Annotated in this window: 15 protein-coding genes; 3 read left to right on the top strand and 12 right to left on the bottom strand. The window is 36.4% G+C overall.

Annotation, left to right across the window (positions count from 1 at the left end):
• Nucleotides 1-182 precede the first annotated feature (182 nt).
• From greA to ACEN31_RS08915, 8 genes are all read right to left on the bottom strand, one after another.
• Nucleotides 183-668 carry a transcription elongation factor GreA gene (greA, locus tag ACEN31_RS08950; RefSeq protein WP_138404648.1) on the bottom strand — a complete coding sequence of 162 codons (486 nt, stop codon included), beginning with the start codon at nt 666-668 and terminating at the stop codon, nt 183-185.
• Between the two features lie 134 nt (nt 669-802).
• Nucleotides 803-1,429, bottom strand: coding sequence for a uridine kinase (gene udk / locus ACEN31_RS08945; protein ID WP_138404647.1), 627 nt, complete (start codon nt 1,427-1,429; stop codon nt 803-805).
• Nucleotides 1,430-1,481: 52 nt separating this feature from the next.
• Nucleotides 1,482-2,723, bottom strand: a complete 1,242-nt coding sequence (mltG, locus tag ACEN31_RS08940; protein WP_407109222.1) for an endolytic transglycosylase MltG — start codon at nt 2,721-2,723, stop codon at nt 1,482-1,484.
• Nucleotides 2,724-2,867: 144 nt separating this feature from the next.
• The gene (locus ACEN31_RS08935) at nt 2,868-3,170 is read right to left on the bottom strand and encodes a DUF1292 domain-containing protein (protein ID WP_138404645.1); all 303 of its coding nucleotides are present in this window, start codon (nt 3,168-3,170) and stop codon (nt 2,868-2,870) included.
• A 19-nt stretch (nt 3,171-3,189) separates the two neighbouring features.
• On the bottom strand, nt 3,190-3,630 hold the full coding sequence (gene ruvX, locus ACEN31_RS08930) for a Holliday junction resolvase RuvX (protein WP_138404644.1): 441 nt from the start codon (nt 3,628-3,630) through the stop codon (nt 3,190-3,192).
• Nucleotides 3,630-3,890: an IreB family regulatory phosphoprotein gene (locus ACEN31_RS08925; RefSeq protein WP_138404643.1), complete on the bottom strand. Its 261-nt coding sequence runs from the start codon at nt 3,888-3,890 to the stop codon at nt 3,630-3,632. Before ACEN31_RS08925 ends, ruvX begins: the two co-directional genes overlap by 1 nt.
• 233 nt (nt 3,891-4,123) lie before the next feature.
• Nucleotides 4,124-6,781, bottom strand: a complete 2,658-nt coding sequence (gene alaS, locus ACEN31_RS08920; protein ID WP_407109221.1) for an alanine--tRNA ligase — start codon at nt 6,779-6,781, stop codon at nt 4,124-4,126.
• 280 nt (nt 6,782-7,061) lie between these two features.
• On the bottom strand, nt 7,062-7,865 hold the full coding sequence (locus tag ACEN31_RS08915; RefSeq protein ID WP_407109220.1) for a Cof-type HAD-IIB family hydrolase: 804 nt from the start codon (nt 7,863-7,865) through the stop codon (nt 7,062-7,064).
• Nucleotides 7,866-8,092: 227 nt separating this feature from the next.
• Here ACEN31_RS08915 and ACEN31_RS08910 point away from each other — a divergent pair, with 227 nt between their 5' ends.
• Together ACEN31_RS08910 and ACEN31_RS08905 are read left to right on the top strand one after the other, a co-directional pair.
• Nucleotides 8,093-9,037, top strand: a complete 945-nt coding sequence (locus tag ACEN31_RS08910; protein WP_407109219.1) for a diacylglycerol/lipid kinase family protein — start codon at nt 8,093-8,095, stop codon at nt 9,035-9,037.
• 21 nt (nt 9,038-9,058) lie between these two features.
• Complete coding sequence (locus ACEN31_RS08905) at nt 9,059-10,408, top strand: D-serine ammonia-lyase (RefSeq protein WP_407109218.1); 1,350 nt, start codon at nt 9,059-9,061, stop codon at nt 10,406-10,408.
• A gap of 62 nt (nt 10,409-10,470) precedes the next feature.
• Here ACEN31_RS08905 and ACEN31_RS08900 read toward each other — a convergent pair whose 3' ends face one another.
• Nucleotides 10,471-12,933: an ATP-dependent RecD-like DNA helicase gene (locus ACEN31_RS08900; protein WP_407109217.1), complete on the bottom strand. Its 2,463-nt coding sequence runs from the start codon at nt 12,931-12,933 to the stop codon at nt 10,471-10,473.
• 148 nt (nt 12,934-13,081) lie between these two features.
• Here ACEN31_RS08900 and ACEN31_RS08895 point away from each other — a divergent pair, with 148 nt between their 5' ends.
• On the top strand, nt 13,082-13,657 hold the full coding sequence (locus ACEN31_RS08895; protein ID WP_138404637.1) for a peptidase dimerization domain-containing protein: 576 nt from the start codon (nt 13,082-13,084) through the stop codon (nt 13,655-13,657).
• 253 nt (nt 13,658-13,910) lie between these two features.
• Here ACEN31_RS08895 and mnmA read toward each other — a convergent pair whose 3' ends face one another.
• The 3 genes from mnmA to ACEN31_RS08880 are packed head-to-tail and all read right to left on the bottom strand — an operon-like array spanning nt 13,911 to nt 16,556.
• Nucleotides 13,911-15,035 carry a tRNA 2-thiouridine(34) synthase MnmA gene (gene mnmA / locus ACEN31_RS08890; protein WP_407090283.1) on the bottom strand — a complete coding sequence of 375 codons (1,125 nt, stop codon included), beginning with the start codon at nt 15,033-15,035 and terminating at the stop codon, nt 13,911-13,913.
• A gap of 34 nt (nt 15,036-15,069) precedes the next feature.
• The gene (locus ACEN31_RS08885; RefSeq protein WP_407109216.1) at nt 15,070-15,405 is read right to left on the bottom strand and encodes a cysteine desulfurase; all 336 of its coding nucleotides are present in this window, start codon (nt 15,403-15,405) and stop codon (nt 15,070-15,072) included.
• Nucleotides 15,378-16,556, bottom strand: a complete 1,179-nt coding sequence (locus tag ACEN31_RS08880) for a cysteine desulfurase family protein (protein ID WP_407109215.1) — start codon at nt 16,554-16,556, stop codon at nt 15,378-15,380. Before ACEN31_RS08880 ends, ACEN31_RS08885 begins: the two co-directional genes overlap by 28 nt.
• Nucleotides 16,557-16,780: the final 224 nt, after the last annotated feature.

The following is a 16,780-nucleotide window of genomic DNA, read 5'->3' as shown; positions in this document are numbered from 1 at the left end:
GTTTGCCTCCGGCTTCCTTCAGATTCCACCTCACGGTGGACACCCTTGCCTTTAGCTAACAGTTCCTACTGCCAAGTCTGTAGTGGACTTTCACCACCAAGTTATCGCCCATGCCGGGCGCACATAAAAAAATAAGTCTGCCTTATAAAAAGACAGACTTATTAATACTTAACTATTCAAGACTATTCATCAGCTGCTTCAATTTTGATGATTTTAACATCAAAAGATCCGCCTGGCGTTTGAATCGAAACAACATCATTTAATTTTTTACCTAAAATTGCTTGGGCAATCGGTGAGTCATTAGAAATTTTATATTCTAATGGGTCAGCTTCTGCACTACCAACAATTGTATAAGTTTCTTCGTCGCCATCTGGTACTTCAACAAACGTCACTTTACGACCTAATGAAACTTCGTCTTTAGCAACGTCTTTATCATCAATAATTTCTGCGAAACGAATCATATTTTCAATACTTGAAATACGACCTTCCACAAAAGCTTGCTCATCTTTAGCTGATTCATACTCAGAGTTCTCTGATAAATCCCCAAAGCTTCTTGCAATTTTAATACGTTCAATAATTTCTTTACGTTTATTGACTTTTAAATCTTCTAATTCTTGTTCTAATTTTTCTTTACCTGATAAAGTCATTGGATAGACTTTTTGATCCATGTTATTCTCTCCTTCTTGAAACGGTATAAATAAGATAGCACGTTATTTACTATTTTTCAATCTAAATTTTTATTTTTTATATAAAAGAATAATAAACGATCGTAATTTACCGCTAATCACGATCGTTTATGTAATTATTTTTGATTCAAGATTGTTCCAATCTTCGTTGTTAATAAATCAATCGCAACTTGATTGTAGCCACCTTCTGGCACGATGATATCAGCATAACGTTTCGTAGGTTCAATGAATTGATGGAACATCGGTTTCACGACCTCTACGTATTGCTTAATCACTGACTCAACCGTTCTACCTCGTTCATTAATATCACGAAGGATTCGTCTAGCCAAGCGAATATCGTCGTCAGTATCTACATACACTTTAATATCCATTAAGTCTCGGATACGTTTATCGTCTAATATTAAAATTCCTTCAACGATTATAACATCACGTGAAACTTCATATTCCGTTTCATTACTGCGTGTATGATTTGTAAAATCATAAATTGGTTTCTCAATTGAACCACCTTCAATTAATGTCACCAGATGATTGTAAAATAAATCATTATCAAATGCTAATGGATGATCATAATTTGTCTTCAATCTCTCTTCTAGTGGAAGGTCACTTTGATTTTTATAATAATAATCTTGTTGTAACAACATTACTGATAGTCCTTCAAAAGTTTCTAATATTCGGCTACTTACACTCGATTTTCCACTTCCTGAACCACCGGAAACGCCAATTACTACTGGTTTCGTCCCCATAAACAATCTCGCTTTCTATGTTTAATTATAACTGACAAATTGAGTTTCAGTCTTACTCAACTGGTTCGTCAACAACTTCCTCAGTTTCCTCAATCTCTGCAGCTTCTTCATCTGTTGTACTTTCATCTTCGCCGGCTTCTGCTTCGATGGAAGCTTGTCGACTATTCACAAATTCTTCAACTAACGCGTCGTGTTCTTCAATTGTGCTTGAATAATATATTTCTTGCGTATCAATATCAGCCACGAAGTAATAATAATCATTCCATGTAGGATAGATTGCAGCAACAATCGCTTGGTAACTTGGTGTTCCAATCGGACCGGGTGTTAATCCGTCATACATGTATAAGTTATATGGCGAATCTACTTCTAAGTCTGTATAAGTTACAAATTCTCGATGCTCACCTAAAGCATATAAGACCGTTACATCCGATTGAAGTGGCATACCTACTTCTAGACGATTATAGAACACACCTGAAACAAGACCACGATCTTCTTCCGTAATTGCTTCTCGTTCAATAATTGATGCAAGTGATAATACTTCATGATAAGAAAGGTACGTATTCGTTAAATCATCCACTAATCGTTGATAATTTAAATTCGCAGCACTCACCATTTCTGTAATTAATTCTTGCGCCGTCATTCCAGCAAAGTAATCATAAGTTGCTGGGAATAAGTAACCCTCTAAAGTATATTTTAAGCCTTCTAATTGCGTCACTTCTTCTAAAAGTGATGGGAATTGGCTTTGAAGATTTGTTATGAATTCCTCATCTTGAATAGTATCCATAAACTCTTCTTCTGTAATTGCTGTATTCTCGTTAACTAGGGTAGCAATTTCGTCAATAGTTGCTCCTTCAATCACTGTGATGGTTGTATCCGCATCAACAAAGATTGGTTCCCCGCCTTCTTGAATCGTCGTTAGAACTTGTTGTGCATCCATCGATGGTGAAAATTCATAATGACCTGCTTGAAGTGCTTCTTCATTATTGGCTTTCATATAAATTCCAAAGATATCCGCATGACGGACAATCCCATTCTCTTCAAGTATATTCGCGACATCATCTGAAGTACTATCAAAGGGTATCGTCACTTCTACAAGTTGATCATTATCCGAATTCACCGGACTTAATGCTCTCGTTACATAGAAATAACCAAATATAGCCGTACCCAATACAATTAACACAATTAGTAAAATAATAATGCGAACGATTCGGTTTGTCCACAATCGCTCTTTCACTCTTTCGGTCTCAGTTTCCTTGGCGCGTAGTTTAATATCTTCCCAAGATTCTTTTGACATAGTTTCTCCTTTATGTAGAACATTTTATTGAAAGATTATAACAAATAAGCATTACTATTACCATAATACTTCTATTACAAAAACATCACACATCTACCATAAGGTAAAAGTGTGACGTATTGTAAATCATTCTGTTATCTTAAATTACTCATCTTCATCTAACAAGAATGTATTAAGAACTTCCTCAACCATATCCCATTCTTCTTCAGATTGGATTGGTTGTAAAGCTCCTGTTGATCCATCTTCAGCTTCTGTGTATGAAAATGCTTGTAATTCAACATCTTCTTCCTCATTTGTTCCAGCTGGATAAACTAAAACATAGCTTTTTTGGAAATCTTCTGAATCGAAAGTAAATAAAATTTCGTGTAGCGTTTCATTTCCTTCTTCGTCAAAGATTGTAATATATTCATGTTCGTTGTGGTGCTCATGATTGTGTTCGTTTTCCATATTTAGTAATCTCCTTAAATCATAGTTGTGGTTTTGAATCTAAATAGTTTTGTAAAATGATGACTGCTGCGACTTTATCAATAACTTTTTTGCGTTTCTTACGGGAAACATTTCCCTCGTTAATTAACATCTTTTCTGCTTGAGAAGTTGTTAATCGCTCATCTTGATACACGACCTCTACGTCTGGATGATGCTCTTTAACAAGTTCACCGTATCTCATGGAAGCCTCTGCTCTTGGACCAATGGAGTTATTCATATTCTTTGGAAATCCAATGACAACTGTATTGACATTCTCTGATTTAATAATTTCACTCAGACGTTCAATTCCAAATTCATTCGCATCTTCATCAATTCTAATCGTTTCTAACCCTTGGGCAGTCCAGCCAAGTAAATCACTGAGTGCGACTCCGACTGTCTTTGAACCAACATCTAGACCCATAGCTCTTTGATATTTGCTCATTAACTCTCTTCTTGTGTTAGATAGAATTCTACTAACTTCTCCATAATTTCATCTCGTTCATGACGACGTATTAAGTTACGTGCATCGCGGTGACGAGGGATATATGCAGGATCTCCTGAAAGTAAATAACCAACTATTTGATTAATTGGATCATACCCTTTTTCTTCAAGTGCACTATAGACTATCTCCAATGTTTCTCTTACTGTGCGTTTATTAATATCGTCCAGTTTGAATAGTATTGTTTCATCTAATGATTGCATCGCTTTCACCAAACCTTTCATATCTGTAAAGTCATCGATCTTAGATCTTTTGCGATGTACTTCGAGTTAACAACATTCTAACATACTTTGCGTATAATTACTTAGTAAATTCGTTCGCAAGCTATAATTTGTAAAGGAATTGTCACAATCAAAGCTAAAAAGCACAAGGAAAGAACAGATGGCATTGTAAACGATTTATTCAATCCAATCTATCTGTTCTTTCTCAAGTAAACTTATGCTTCTTTAATTGTTGCTTTTATTGCCTCAGGGATTGCACTAATCATATCTTGAATACCTGCTGGGTTTTTCCCTCCAGCTTGAGCCATTTGTGGTCGTCCACCACCGCCACCGCCAATTAATTTAGCTAATGGTTTAATAATGTCTCCGGCTTTTGTTCCTTTTGCGACAGTTTCATCATCAACAAAGACTAATAAAGTCGCTTTATCATCTTGGTTAGAAACAGCCACTAGAATATTTGATGCTTGTTTTTTACGCCAAACATCTCCTAATTGACGTAAGCCGTCTGCTGATTGATTTTCTTGAACGACACTTACAAAAGTGATGCCTTCAACTTCTTCAGTCTCATTGAATAAATTACCTGACTCTTCTTGTAATAATTTTGTAGATAATGATTCAACTTTTGAGTGCGCTTCTTTCAACTCTTCTTGTAATTGGTGAATACGAGGTAGAAGTTGTTGCGTTTGTTGTACTTTCAATTCAGCTTGAACAGCTTGTAACATTGCTTCTTTTTCTTGATAGTATTCAATCGCAGCTTGCCCTGTAAGAGCTTCGATACGACGAATACCTGCACCAATTCCTGATTCACTCACTAATTTGAAGGTACCAATATCATTTGTATTCGATACGTGTGTTCCCCCACAAAGTTCGATGGATTCATTCCCAATGTTTACAACACGAACGACATCGCCATATTTCTCACCAAACAATGCCATTGCGCCTAAAGCTTTCGCTTCATCAATTGGCATTTCGTTAATATCAACGTCGACGGCATTTTGAATAAAGTCATTTACATATTGTTCAATTTGTTTTAATTCTTCGTCAGTGACTTTACCAAAGTGTGAGAAGTCAAAGCGTAAGCGATCTGGTCCAACGTATGAACCTGATTGATTCGCATGCTCTCCTAAGATTGTCTTTAGTCCTTGGTGTAATAAGTGAGTTGCGGTATGGTTTTGGTTTGTTTTCAGGCGAGTCTTACCATCTACGACTAGCGTATATGATTGGCCTTCATTTAGACGCATACTCAACGGTTTCACTTTATGCATGTATTGGCCGTTAGGTGCTTTTTGTACGTCATTTACTTCCGCAATTAATTCACTGCCGTCGTAAATTCCACCTGAATCCGCTACTTGTCCACCCATTTCAGCATAGAATGGACTGCGATTAAAGAATACCCAAGCTTCTTCATCAATTGGAAGATGGTCTAAACTCTCTTCATCTTTAATGATCGCTTTGATTGTCGCATTGCTTGATAATTGGCTATGTCCAACGAATTCAAATTCAGAGGTGACAGCTTGTAGAGCTTCTGATTGCACTGACATACTTTCTTCTTTCGATCTTGCTGCTCTCGCACGCTCACGTTGTTTCTCCATCTCTACTTCGAAGCCATCATTATCTACAGTAAAGTTGTTTTCTAATGCCATCTCTTCGGTTAATTCTAATGGGAATCCAAATGTGTCATATAATTGGAAAGCTTGCGCTCCAGATACAACGGTCTTTCCTTCCTCTGTCAATTGGGCCAAGATGTTTTCTAATTGCAACTCTCCGTCGCCAATTGTTTCATGGAATCGTTCTTCTTCGTTTTTAATAATTGATTGAACGAAATCTAATTTCTCATTAAGTTCTGCGTAGTAGTCACCCATGATTTCAGTGATTGTTGGAACTAAATCACTTAAGAATAAAGTTGTAATTCCCAAACGACGACCATGCATCACACTTCGACGGATTAAACGACGAATAATATAGCCACGGCCTTCATTCGATGGTAAAGCACCATCACTAATCGCAAATGCAACGGCACGAATATGGTCAGCAATAACTTTGAAGCTGACTTTACCTTCATTACTTTCGCTATATTTAATGCCATCAGTTAGCGTTTCAATTTTTTCAATAATTGGCATAAATAAATCAGTTTCAAAGTTCGTTGGTGTATCTTGAATAATTGATACTAAACGCTCTAATCCCATCCCTGTATCGACGTTTTTATGTGGAAGTGGTACATAAGTATCATCTGGCATATGGTTAAATTCAGAAAACACTAAGTTCCAAATTTCTAGCCAACGCTCATTTTCCCCACCAGGATAGTTTTCTGGATCATCTTCGGCAAGATTGTTATACGATTCACCGCGGTCATAGAAAATTTCTGTGTCCGGCCCACAAGGTCCAGCACCAATATCCCAAAAGTTATCTTCAACTGGGACTAAGTGTGAGTTATCAAAGTTTGGAATAGCCTCCCATAACTCTTTTGTTTCAGTATCTTCTGGATAATAAGTTACAAATAATTTTTCTGGATCGAATGCTAACCATTTTTCTCCAGTTAAAAATTCCCAAGCCCATTCAATCGCTTCTTCTTTGAAGTAATCTCCGATTGAAAAGTTTCCTAACATCTCAAATAAAGTATGGTGTCTTGCTGTGACACCTACGTTTTCAATGTCATTTGTACGGATACTCTTTTGAGAATTTGTAATTCTCGGATTTTCTGGCGTTTCCGTTCCATCAAAATATTTCTTAAGCGTTGCAACACCTGAGTTAATCCACAGTAAAGTTGGATCATTAATTGGTATTAGCGATGCACTCGGACGGACATCATGACCTTTATCTTTATAAAATGTTAAAAATAAATCTCTAATTTCTGCACTTGTTAATTGTTTCATCCAAACACCCCTTTAAAATAATAAAAGAGCCGTTATATGCAAGGGCGACAATCGCGGTACCACCTCGCTTATAACAACTCAAGTTCTTATATCTCAATTGCCGTTAACGCCGACTTACGCTAAATTTTCACTTAGTTATACATGAGGAGCATCATCCTTGTCGTTTCTTTCACCTACTGAAACGTCTCTGTTATTAAGTCTGATATGGTCTCAAATCGTCTATATTATACATAATTAGCCTGTTTAATGTCAACTATAAATGGCCAGTATAGATTCATTCTTAATAAAAATATTTATCTAGAACTTGAACAACACCATCTTCATCATTTGTTCCCGTCACATCATCGGCAATACCTTTCAGATATTCAGAAGCATTCCCCATCGCGACACCTACTCCTGCTACTTCGATCATTGGCGCATCATTATTCCCATCACCAACCGCCACAACTTCACTAATATCTATACCGATATGATCACATAGTCTTTGTAAACTTAGACCTTTAGAAACATCTCGGTGCATAAATTCTAGGAAGTAGTCTTTTGACGTCGCTGCATTTGTTGCTTTACCAAATTTTCCTTGGAGTTCTTCATTATGTTTTGCGACAATCTCTGGATCACCAACCGCGATAAATTTTAATTCTTCTGATTCTAAGTTATTCGCATAGTCACTGTCATAAATTGTTTCTAGCCCAGTTAATTCACCTTCAATATGACTGTAATCATTCTCACGACTTAGATAAACTTCATTATCACCATAAGCAATTAATGCTAAGCCTGTATCATGAATATATTGAACCAATTCTTTTTGTTCGTCGAAGTTCATTCGTTGACTAAATAGCTCTTGCGCATTCTCCATACTTGTAACGACAGCTCCGTTAAAAGAAATCGCATGTGATTTATGATGATCTAGCAATAATTCTTCGGCTTTTTGAACCGCTGATTTCGTTGGGCGTCCAGTTGCTAACACCAAGATAAAGCCATCCTCTTGGAATTGTATTAATCTTTCTTTAGTCACCGAACTAATTTCGTGATTACTATTTAATAAAGTATCATCAATATCCAAAACAAGCATTTTGTAAGACATATATACACTCCTTAATTTTTCAATATTTAGTCCGCTATATTGTATCATATTTTATGAGAAACTATGAGAATAGAATCACTTTTTTCATTTAACTCTTATTAAAAACCTATTGTCAAATCCTTAACAAAATATAACAATAGAAGTAATTCTTTATTAAATATATAAATTTGAGTATAATTGGTCTTAGTGTTTAAACTCAAATTGATAAAGAAATTACGAGGTGCTTTATGACAAATCGCGTACATATAATATGTCATCCTGAAGCGGGTAGCGGAGATGGAAACACCATCTTAAAAAAAGTTCATAGTGAATTGGACAGTTTCCAAATGGAATACATTACTTACTTAACTGACTATTCGACCCATGCTGAAGTTTTGACTGAACAGCTAGTTAACCGTGGTCACAAAAAATATCAGGATTATTTAATGGTTGTTGGTGGGGATGGTACATTACATGAAGTGGTTCAAACTTTACACAAGAACCAAGCTGATATCCCAGTTACTTATGTTCCTGCTGGAACTGGAAATGATTTTTATCGAAGCTGGCAAAAGGGCTTATCTGTCAGAGGTATCATTGAAATAATGTTATTCTCAGAAAAGCCCGTTTCAATTCCAATATTCACTTACAATAACCACATTACTAAACGACAAGGTGTCGTCTTAAATAATATGGGCTTTGGCTTCGATGCTGAGGTCAATTTTCGAGCTCAAAATCTTATTAAAAATTCTTTTTTATCAAAAATGGGTCTTGGAAAACTTTCGTACTTATTGGCTGTACTGCTTAGTTTAAATAGCGTGCGTCATTTTGCCGTATCGGGAAGTATTGATAATCATCAGTTTCACTATGATGATGTAAGTTTAGCTGGAATATTAAATTCCCCTACTTTAGGTGGTGGAATTAATATAGACCAATTAACAAGACCAAAAAATAAAGAAATTGCCCTTGTCATCTACCGCGATATAAAATTATCGGTAATTTTCGATTTATTAATAAAAGTGTTAATTACAAAAAAAACAAACGAATCTGATAATATAGATCGATATACGGGTCAAAAATTACAGTTAAAAATCACTGATCCGATTAGAGGTCAGGTTGATGGAGAAGACATACCTCAAAAGCCAGTAAACATTGATTTGGCTTTATCAACTTATCCATTTTATTTACCTAACTAGAAGGAGTTGCGTTTTAAAGTTATGAATGAAATTTTACATAAAGAATACTTAGAAACTGATTTATTCAAAAAAATCCAATCAGCTCAACCTGTTTTTTGGGAGAATAATTTAAAAATTCCGTTTGATGAAGCAACCGAGAAAGTTCCTTATTCAAAAAATGATGTTGATGATGCAGAGGAAAGGTTAAAACGCTTTGCACCTTTTATTATCAAGGCTTTCCCTGAATCAGCTGTCAATGATGGCTTAATTGAATCTGAATTTACTGAAATTAATACAATGAAAGAATATCTAGAAGATACATATCAAACAACAATTTCTGGAAAACTTTTATTAAAACGTGATGATACCCTACCCATTGCTGGAACAATCAAAGCTCGGGGTGCAATCTACGAAGTATTAAAACATGCTGAAACACTTGCTTTAGAAAATGGTTTACTTGAATCAATTGAAGATAATTATGAAAAATTCTTAAACGACGAATTCAATGACTTCTTCGCTCAACATAAAATCATGGTTGGAACAACTGGTAATTTAGGCATTAGTGTTGGCGTGATGGGAGCTAAATTAGGCTTTAATGTCACAGTTCATATGTCAACTGAAGCGAAACAATGGAAAAAAGATTTATTGCGTTCAAGAGGAGTAAATGTCGTTGAGCATCAAACAAATTTTACGGAAGCTGTTAACCAAGGAAGAGCGGAATCTTTAAGCGATCCAACGTCTTACTTTGTTGATGATGAGCATTCGATTGAATTGTTTTTCGGTTATACAGTTGCTGCCAATCGTTTAGCAAGACAATTAGAAGAAGCCAACATCAAAGTTGATGCTGAACATCCTTTATTTGTCTACTTACCTTGTGGTATCGGTGGAAGTCCGGGTGGAATTAGTTTTGGTTTAAAACAAATTTATGGTGACCATGTTCATTGTATCTTTGCTGAACCAACTCAGATGCCTTCAATGCTTTTAGGCTTAGCTACAAAAGAATTTGACGGTGTCACAGTAGATGATTTCGGGATAGAATCTCGTACAATTATGGATGGTTTAGCTGTGCCACGCACATCTGGTCTTATTTCACGCATCATGCAATATTACTTCGATGCTGGCTACACCCTTACAGAGGACGAATCAATGCGCCTTCTAGGCAAAATGATTGATTTAGAGGCTATTTCACTTGAACCTGCTGCCCTAGCTGGTGTAGTAGGTGTGGTTCGCATGCTAACAACCGATTCAGGTCAAGATTTCTTAGCAAATCATCACCTTCAATCGAAACTAGATAAAGCCACTCATATCGCTTGGGCGACAGGTGGTAGTATGGTTCCTGAAGAAGATATGCAAGCATTTTACTTACAAGGAAAAGCAGTCGCTAAAGACTAAATAAAAAAAGAGAGAGCCAACGTATTCGTTCATGAACGAGCACGTTGACTCTCTTTTGTATTTTAATTTGTTGAAGACATAAAATCATAAGGTGTGACACCGTCCATATTAATCATTGGATCAATTTGATTGATTGTCGCTTCCTTCAGTTCTAAAGGTTCTTCAATTTGTTCTTCTAATTCCATTTGAATCGATTCTGGTTCAGGGTTTTGGTGACTGGCTTCGTGTTCTACTTTGGAGTTTTCTTCTAATTCATCTTCCTCATCTTCAGATGCTTCTTTGTCAAATTGAACCATCAATAATTCCCTTAAGAAGGTCTTACGAGGTTCTTTTTCACTTGTCACAGCTTTGTAGAAGCTATCAGGATTTCCAAGCATAATTAAGCTAGATTGGGCCCGTGTAATAGCTGTATATAAGATATCCTTTTGAAGTAATCGAGAGTGCATATCGACCAAGGGCAGTATAACGAGAGGGTACTCACTCCCCTGCGCCTTATGAATCGAAGTGCAGTACGCTAATGTAAGTTGATCTAAATCAGATTTCTTATAAATAAGCTCAACATTATCAAATGACACGGTGATCTCTTCAACTTTTGAAGCCGTCTCTTTCTTAAAGTGTATTGCCTCAATGCGTCCAATATCTCCGTTATAAACACCGTCTTCAGAATTATTTACTAGTTGCAATACTTTATCTCCAACTCTGAACACAGAATCAAAATGATTTATTTCCCGTTTTCTCGGTTTAGGTGGATTTAACAATTCTTGTAATAAAGTATTGAGAGCGTTAATACCTGCCGGTCCTTTATACATGGGAGCTAGTACCTGTAAGTTTGTCGCATCAAAGCCTTTTTTCTTAGCCGCTACAATAATTTGTTGTAACACATGACCAATTTGTTGTGCCGGAGCTTGAATAAATGACCGATCGTGTTGCTTCATTAAGAAATCTTCTGGTAAAAAACCTTGTCGAATCTTATGTGCCAAATCAATTATGGTACTATTTTGTGCTTGACGGTAGATTTTTTCTAAACGAAGTACGGGTAAAACATCAGATTCAATCAAGTCACTAAAGACTTTTCCTGGACCTACTGAAGGCAACTGGTCCTTATCCCCTACTAATACAACTTGTAAATGATACGGAATTGCTTGGACAAGCCAATTCATCAACCAAGTATCGACCATCGACATTTCATCGACAATTAGCAGTGAACCATCTAATTCGGCCGCATAAAATTCATCAACCTGAGAATCACGATTAAAGCCAATCAGCCGATGAATGGTAGAGGCTGGTAAGCCGGTTGTTTCCTCCATTCGTTTAGCTGCTCGCCCTGTAGGTGCTGCAAGTAATACAGGATTTTCATCCACTTTTTTTGTTGCTTGTTCTAAATCATAGTCATGTAAGATTGAATGCAACAAGATAATCCCTTTAATTAAAGTTGTTTTCCCAGTTCCAGGTCCACCAGTTATCACTGAAATTGGAGATTGAATAGATGTTTTCAGAGCTTGTCGTTGACTCTCATCATAATTAATTCCACTGATTTTAACGACCTCATCAATCGCCTCATCGATTTCATCTTCTTCAAAGCGTTCAACTTGTTCATACTGATAGTAATTATCGATTTTCTTAACGATGTTTAATTCAGCATAATATAAGCTTGGTATCATTAGATTATCAACTAAACGCATTAACTGTTCGTTTTGTACGGCTAATTCTACTGCTCGCTCCAATAATTCATCAGAAATCAAGTATCTTCGACTCGACTCTAATAATTTCCGTCCATTTTTCTTAGCCACTTCCTCAGGAACATATGTATCGCCATCGCTATTTGATAACTCTAATACGGATACATAAATCCCTGCGACAATCCGGTTAATATCTTCAGCATCAAAATCTAATTGCTCTGCTAACTGGTCTGCTTTATTAAAGCCGATACCATCAACATCTTCAATTAATTTATAAGGATTCTCTTTAATTAAAGTAATCGTTTCGCTTTCATATGCTCGGTATATTTTATCTGATAAGGCTGGACCAAAGCCCCATTCGCTTAATTGCATAAATATACGCTCAGTCCCTTGATGGCGTAATAGCCCTTCGCGTAAGTCTTCGGCTTTTGCTTTTGATAAGGCAGTGACGTCTTTCAAGGCATTCGAGTCCGATATAATCGTATCGATAGCATCCTGGCCTAATTCATCAACAATCCGTTCCGCTAATACTTTCCCGATACCTTTAAAACGGCTACTTGATAAATAGTCAACGAGCCCTTCGTAAGATGTCGGCGCTTTTTGTTGATATCTTGTTACAGCAAACTGTTCTCCATATTTGGGATGATTCGTTAATTTTCCAAAAAATTGATATTCCGTATCGAGATGAAGTGAAGCAAACATACCCGTAATGACTAATTCTTCATCTAACAATAAGTCTGTTTCATCTTGATCAACGCTAATGCGGACAACTTTATAGAAGTTCGACGGATTCTCAAAAAAAATCGCTTCTACGACACCGACAACTAACTCTTCTCCTTGAGACATTTACTTCACCTCCTTATAATTTTTCTAACTCATGTATCATATCATAATCCGTACATGTTTTTAAATCTGATTATGGTGTAGAAGATGGAATTCTGTGAGGGAATTGGTGGGTAACTGGAGGTATTTTTTAGATTTTTCTAGTTAACGTATGACTAAAGATGCAATAGTGATGGTGTCTCAGTACATTGCACATATCCAAACCATTACCTCTAGAGCGACTGATCCGATGGAAGCAACTGTCTTAAATGTTGGTAAAGTAGAGGCTGGTGTGCCTTTTAACATCATTGCCGAGAATGCTAAGCTTGAAGGTGCCGTACGAACCTTTGATGCTAAAACTCGTGATATCGTAGAAATAGAAATGAAGCGCTATGCTGAAAGAACTGCAGCGATGTATGGTGGTACAGTTAAATTTAAGTATCATCGATTATTAGATTCTGTAATTAATGAAACACAAAGCGCTCAGTTAGTTCAATCGATTGCAAGAAATTCATTCGGTGAAGATTCAGTCGGAGACTTTCCACCAACAATGGGAGGCAAAGATTTTGGTGAGTACACGAACTATATTAATAGTGCCTTTGCGACAGTCGGAACACGCAACATCTCTAAAGGCTCAGACTACCCTCACTACCATGCTTGTATCAATGTGGTCGAGGAATCTTTAAAAGTTAGCGCAGAATTGTATGTCCAATATGCCCTATCATATTTATATCAAGATGAATTTTAATTAAAGAATAGTAAAAAAACACTCAAAGTTGTTCTCACACGAACTTCTTTGAGTGCTATTTGTCTTATAAAGGTTGTGTTCACTTAATTATTTTGAGCATGTGATTCGAAATAATTTGAATGCCGGCGATGAAATTCTTGTTAACACTCTTTTCGAATAAAATAAAAACTGCTTAACCTTTAATAGTCGAATATATTATGGTATTAAAAAAGTTCAGAGTGACGAATCACTCTGACCTTCTTCAGTCTATTACTTATACGTATTGTCTTTTTTGGCTGTTTGAGAATGCAGCATCAATCGTTCCGCCACCTAAACATTCGTCTCCATCATAGAAGACTACCGCTTGACCTGGTGTAATTGCACGAACAGGTTCTTTAAAGTAAACTGTAGCAAAATCTGCTTCAGCATCGATCTCAACTTTAACTTCAACGTCTTGTTGACGGTATCTGAATTTCGCTGTACATTCAAATGTTCCGTCCACTGGTAAAGGACTAGTGAAACTTAAATCTGATGCTTCTAAGTAATCAGAGTATAGATTTTCATGATGATATCCTTGACCAACATATAAAGTTTGTGTTTCAGTATCTTTACCAATGACAAACCATGGCTCGTTAGAATCGCCGCCCCCACCAATTCCTAAACCTTGGCGTTGACCGATAGTATAGTACATTAAACCTGAATGTTCACCTTTAACTTCTCCGTCAAGTGTCATCATTCTACCCGGTTTGTTCGGTAAGTAATTTGATAAGAATTCTTTAAAGTTACGTTCTCCAATGAAACAAACTCCAGTAGAATCTTTTTTCTTAGCCGTTGCTAAGCCTGCTTTTTCAGCAATTTCACGTACTTCTGATTTTTGTAAATGCCCTAATGGGAATAAACTTCTTTGTAATTGTTCTTGTGATAATTGGTTTAAGAAGTATGTTTGGTCTTTATTATTATCTGCACCACGTAATAAATGAACGGTTCCATCTAAATCACGTTTCACCTGTGCGTAGTGCCCCATCGCAACATAATCTGCACCGAGATCTAAAGCATAATCTAAGAATGCTTTAAATTTCACTTCTTTATTACACATAACATCTGGATTAGGTGTGCGTCCTTTTTTGTATTCTGATAAGAAGTACTCAAACACACGGTCCCAATATTCTTTTTCGAAGTTTACAGAATAGTAAGGAATTCCAATCTGTTCAGCTACTAAAGCCACGTCCTTATAGTCTTCTGTTGCAGTACAGACTCCGAATTCATCCGTGTCATCCCAATTCTTCATAAATAACCCAATTACATCATAACCTTGTTCTTTTAATAGCAATGCTGTGACGGATGAATCCACACCGCCACTCATTCCTACGACAACTCTAGTATTGCTGTTATCTGACATTGTCATTTCCTTTCTATAACTTTTATTTTTGTTTTTATTTTTCGTTTAATACATTACGGTCAACAAAGCCATCAAAGATAAAATTCACTTTTTCAACGACCATGCTATTATTATCTAATTTTGAAATATCTACGGCAGTTAGACCTTTTTCGTTCACTGTTGATATTTTAAGTCCTTTTAGACCTTTATCAACAGTTACTTTTAATACAAGACCCTGTTTATGTGTAGAGTCTAGTGCTCTTTTATAAATAAAGTTCCCACTTTTTGTGTCAGTAAAGCCATTATCACGTAAAGTGTATGGACGTGCCTCTGGGCTCACACTAAATGTACGGTTGAATCCTTTTAATTCTGCAGTTTCTTTGAATGCCATAAATCGATCTTCCCCTCTGATATTTTCTTTAAACTTTGGATAAACTGATCGATGTCTTCTCGCGTGGTTTGATAACCGAATGAGATTCGTAAACTTTGGCTCCACCGTTCTGGTTGATCGGGGTAATAAGCTTTTAAAATGTCACTCTCAGTTAGACTCCCTGCGGAACATGCACTTCCCACTGAGATATAAACATCATCTAAATCCATTTTTATTAGCATTTGGGTTGCTATATTACCATTAAACCACAAATTATTGATATATGGTACTCGATTATTCATATCGCCATTAATTTCAAATTCAATATCAAGTTCGTTCAGGGCATCGAGTAAATAGTGGTGTAACTTTTCATATTTACTATATGATTCTTCTTGCTCAGCGAAAGTCAATTCGAGTGCTTTTACCATCCCTAAGATATAAGGGACATTCTCAGTACCTGATCGCATCTTATTCTCTTGACCGCCACCATAAAGTAAGGGTCCAAGATGGTTATGTTCTTGGAAAGAACGATAAATTAAGAAACCTATCCCTTTAGGACCATTAAACTTATGTGCAGAACCGACAAAGGTCGTGCATTTCAACTGTGAATAGTCATAAGCCATTGGCCCTACTGCTTGAACAGAATCAACGTGAAACCATAGATTGCGCTCATTTGCTTCTTCACCTAACTCAAAGATGGGGAGAATTGAACCGACTTCATTGTTAACTGCCATCGCAATCCAACCAATTGTTTGATCGGTTGTAACGTCTAAGAACTGCTGGACTGTTATCTCACCTTTTTCATTCGGTTGAATATATGTTACTTCAAAGCCTTGTGTCTCAAGATATTTCGTTACATTTGTAACGGACGGATGTTCAATTGCAGTTGTCACAATATGATTCCCTTGTCCTAATTCTTTTGACTTCTCAGCTTGCGAGCGTATCGCCCAATTGTTTGCTTCAGTCGCACCACTTGTAAAATAAACTTCCGATTCGTCCACATTTAATAGCTCTGCAAGCTGTTTACGTGCTTGAATCATTGCGTGCTTTACTTTTTTTCCAATTCGATATGTGCTTGATGGATTACCAAAATCATTCATTAATGAATCATGGATCACTTCCAGAACTTCTGGTCGCACTGCTGTCGTCGCAGCATTATCTAAATAAACCATTTTAAACCCTCCTTTCAACATGTCTATTAATACAACTTTAACATTATAACACAAGTTTGAATAACTGCAATATCTAAGTTTATCAATATATAAAATACCTGAATAATTCATAGCTCTATAATTTAAGCTGGTTTCTTGAATAAATTAATCGTTCTTGGAAAAATTGGGAATTTTTCTACAAAATAGTGCGTTCTCGAAGTAGATTTTAACTAAATGAACCTTCT

Origin of the sequence: Ruoffia sp. FAM 26255 (assembly GCF_045528525.1) — a bacterium.
In the GTDB taxonomy this organism is placed as follows: Bacteria; Bacillota; Bacilli; order Lactobacillales; family Aerococcaceae; genus Ruoffia; species Ruoffia tabacinasalis.
Note: the sequence above shows the minus strand (reverse complement) of the source record. Positions and strands in the feature narration are given on the sequence as shown.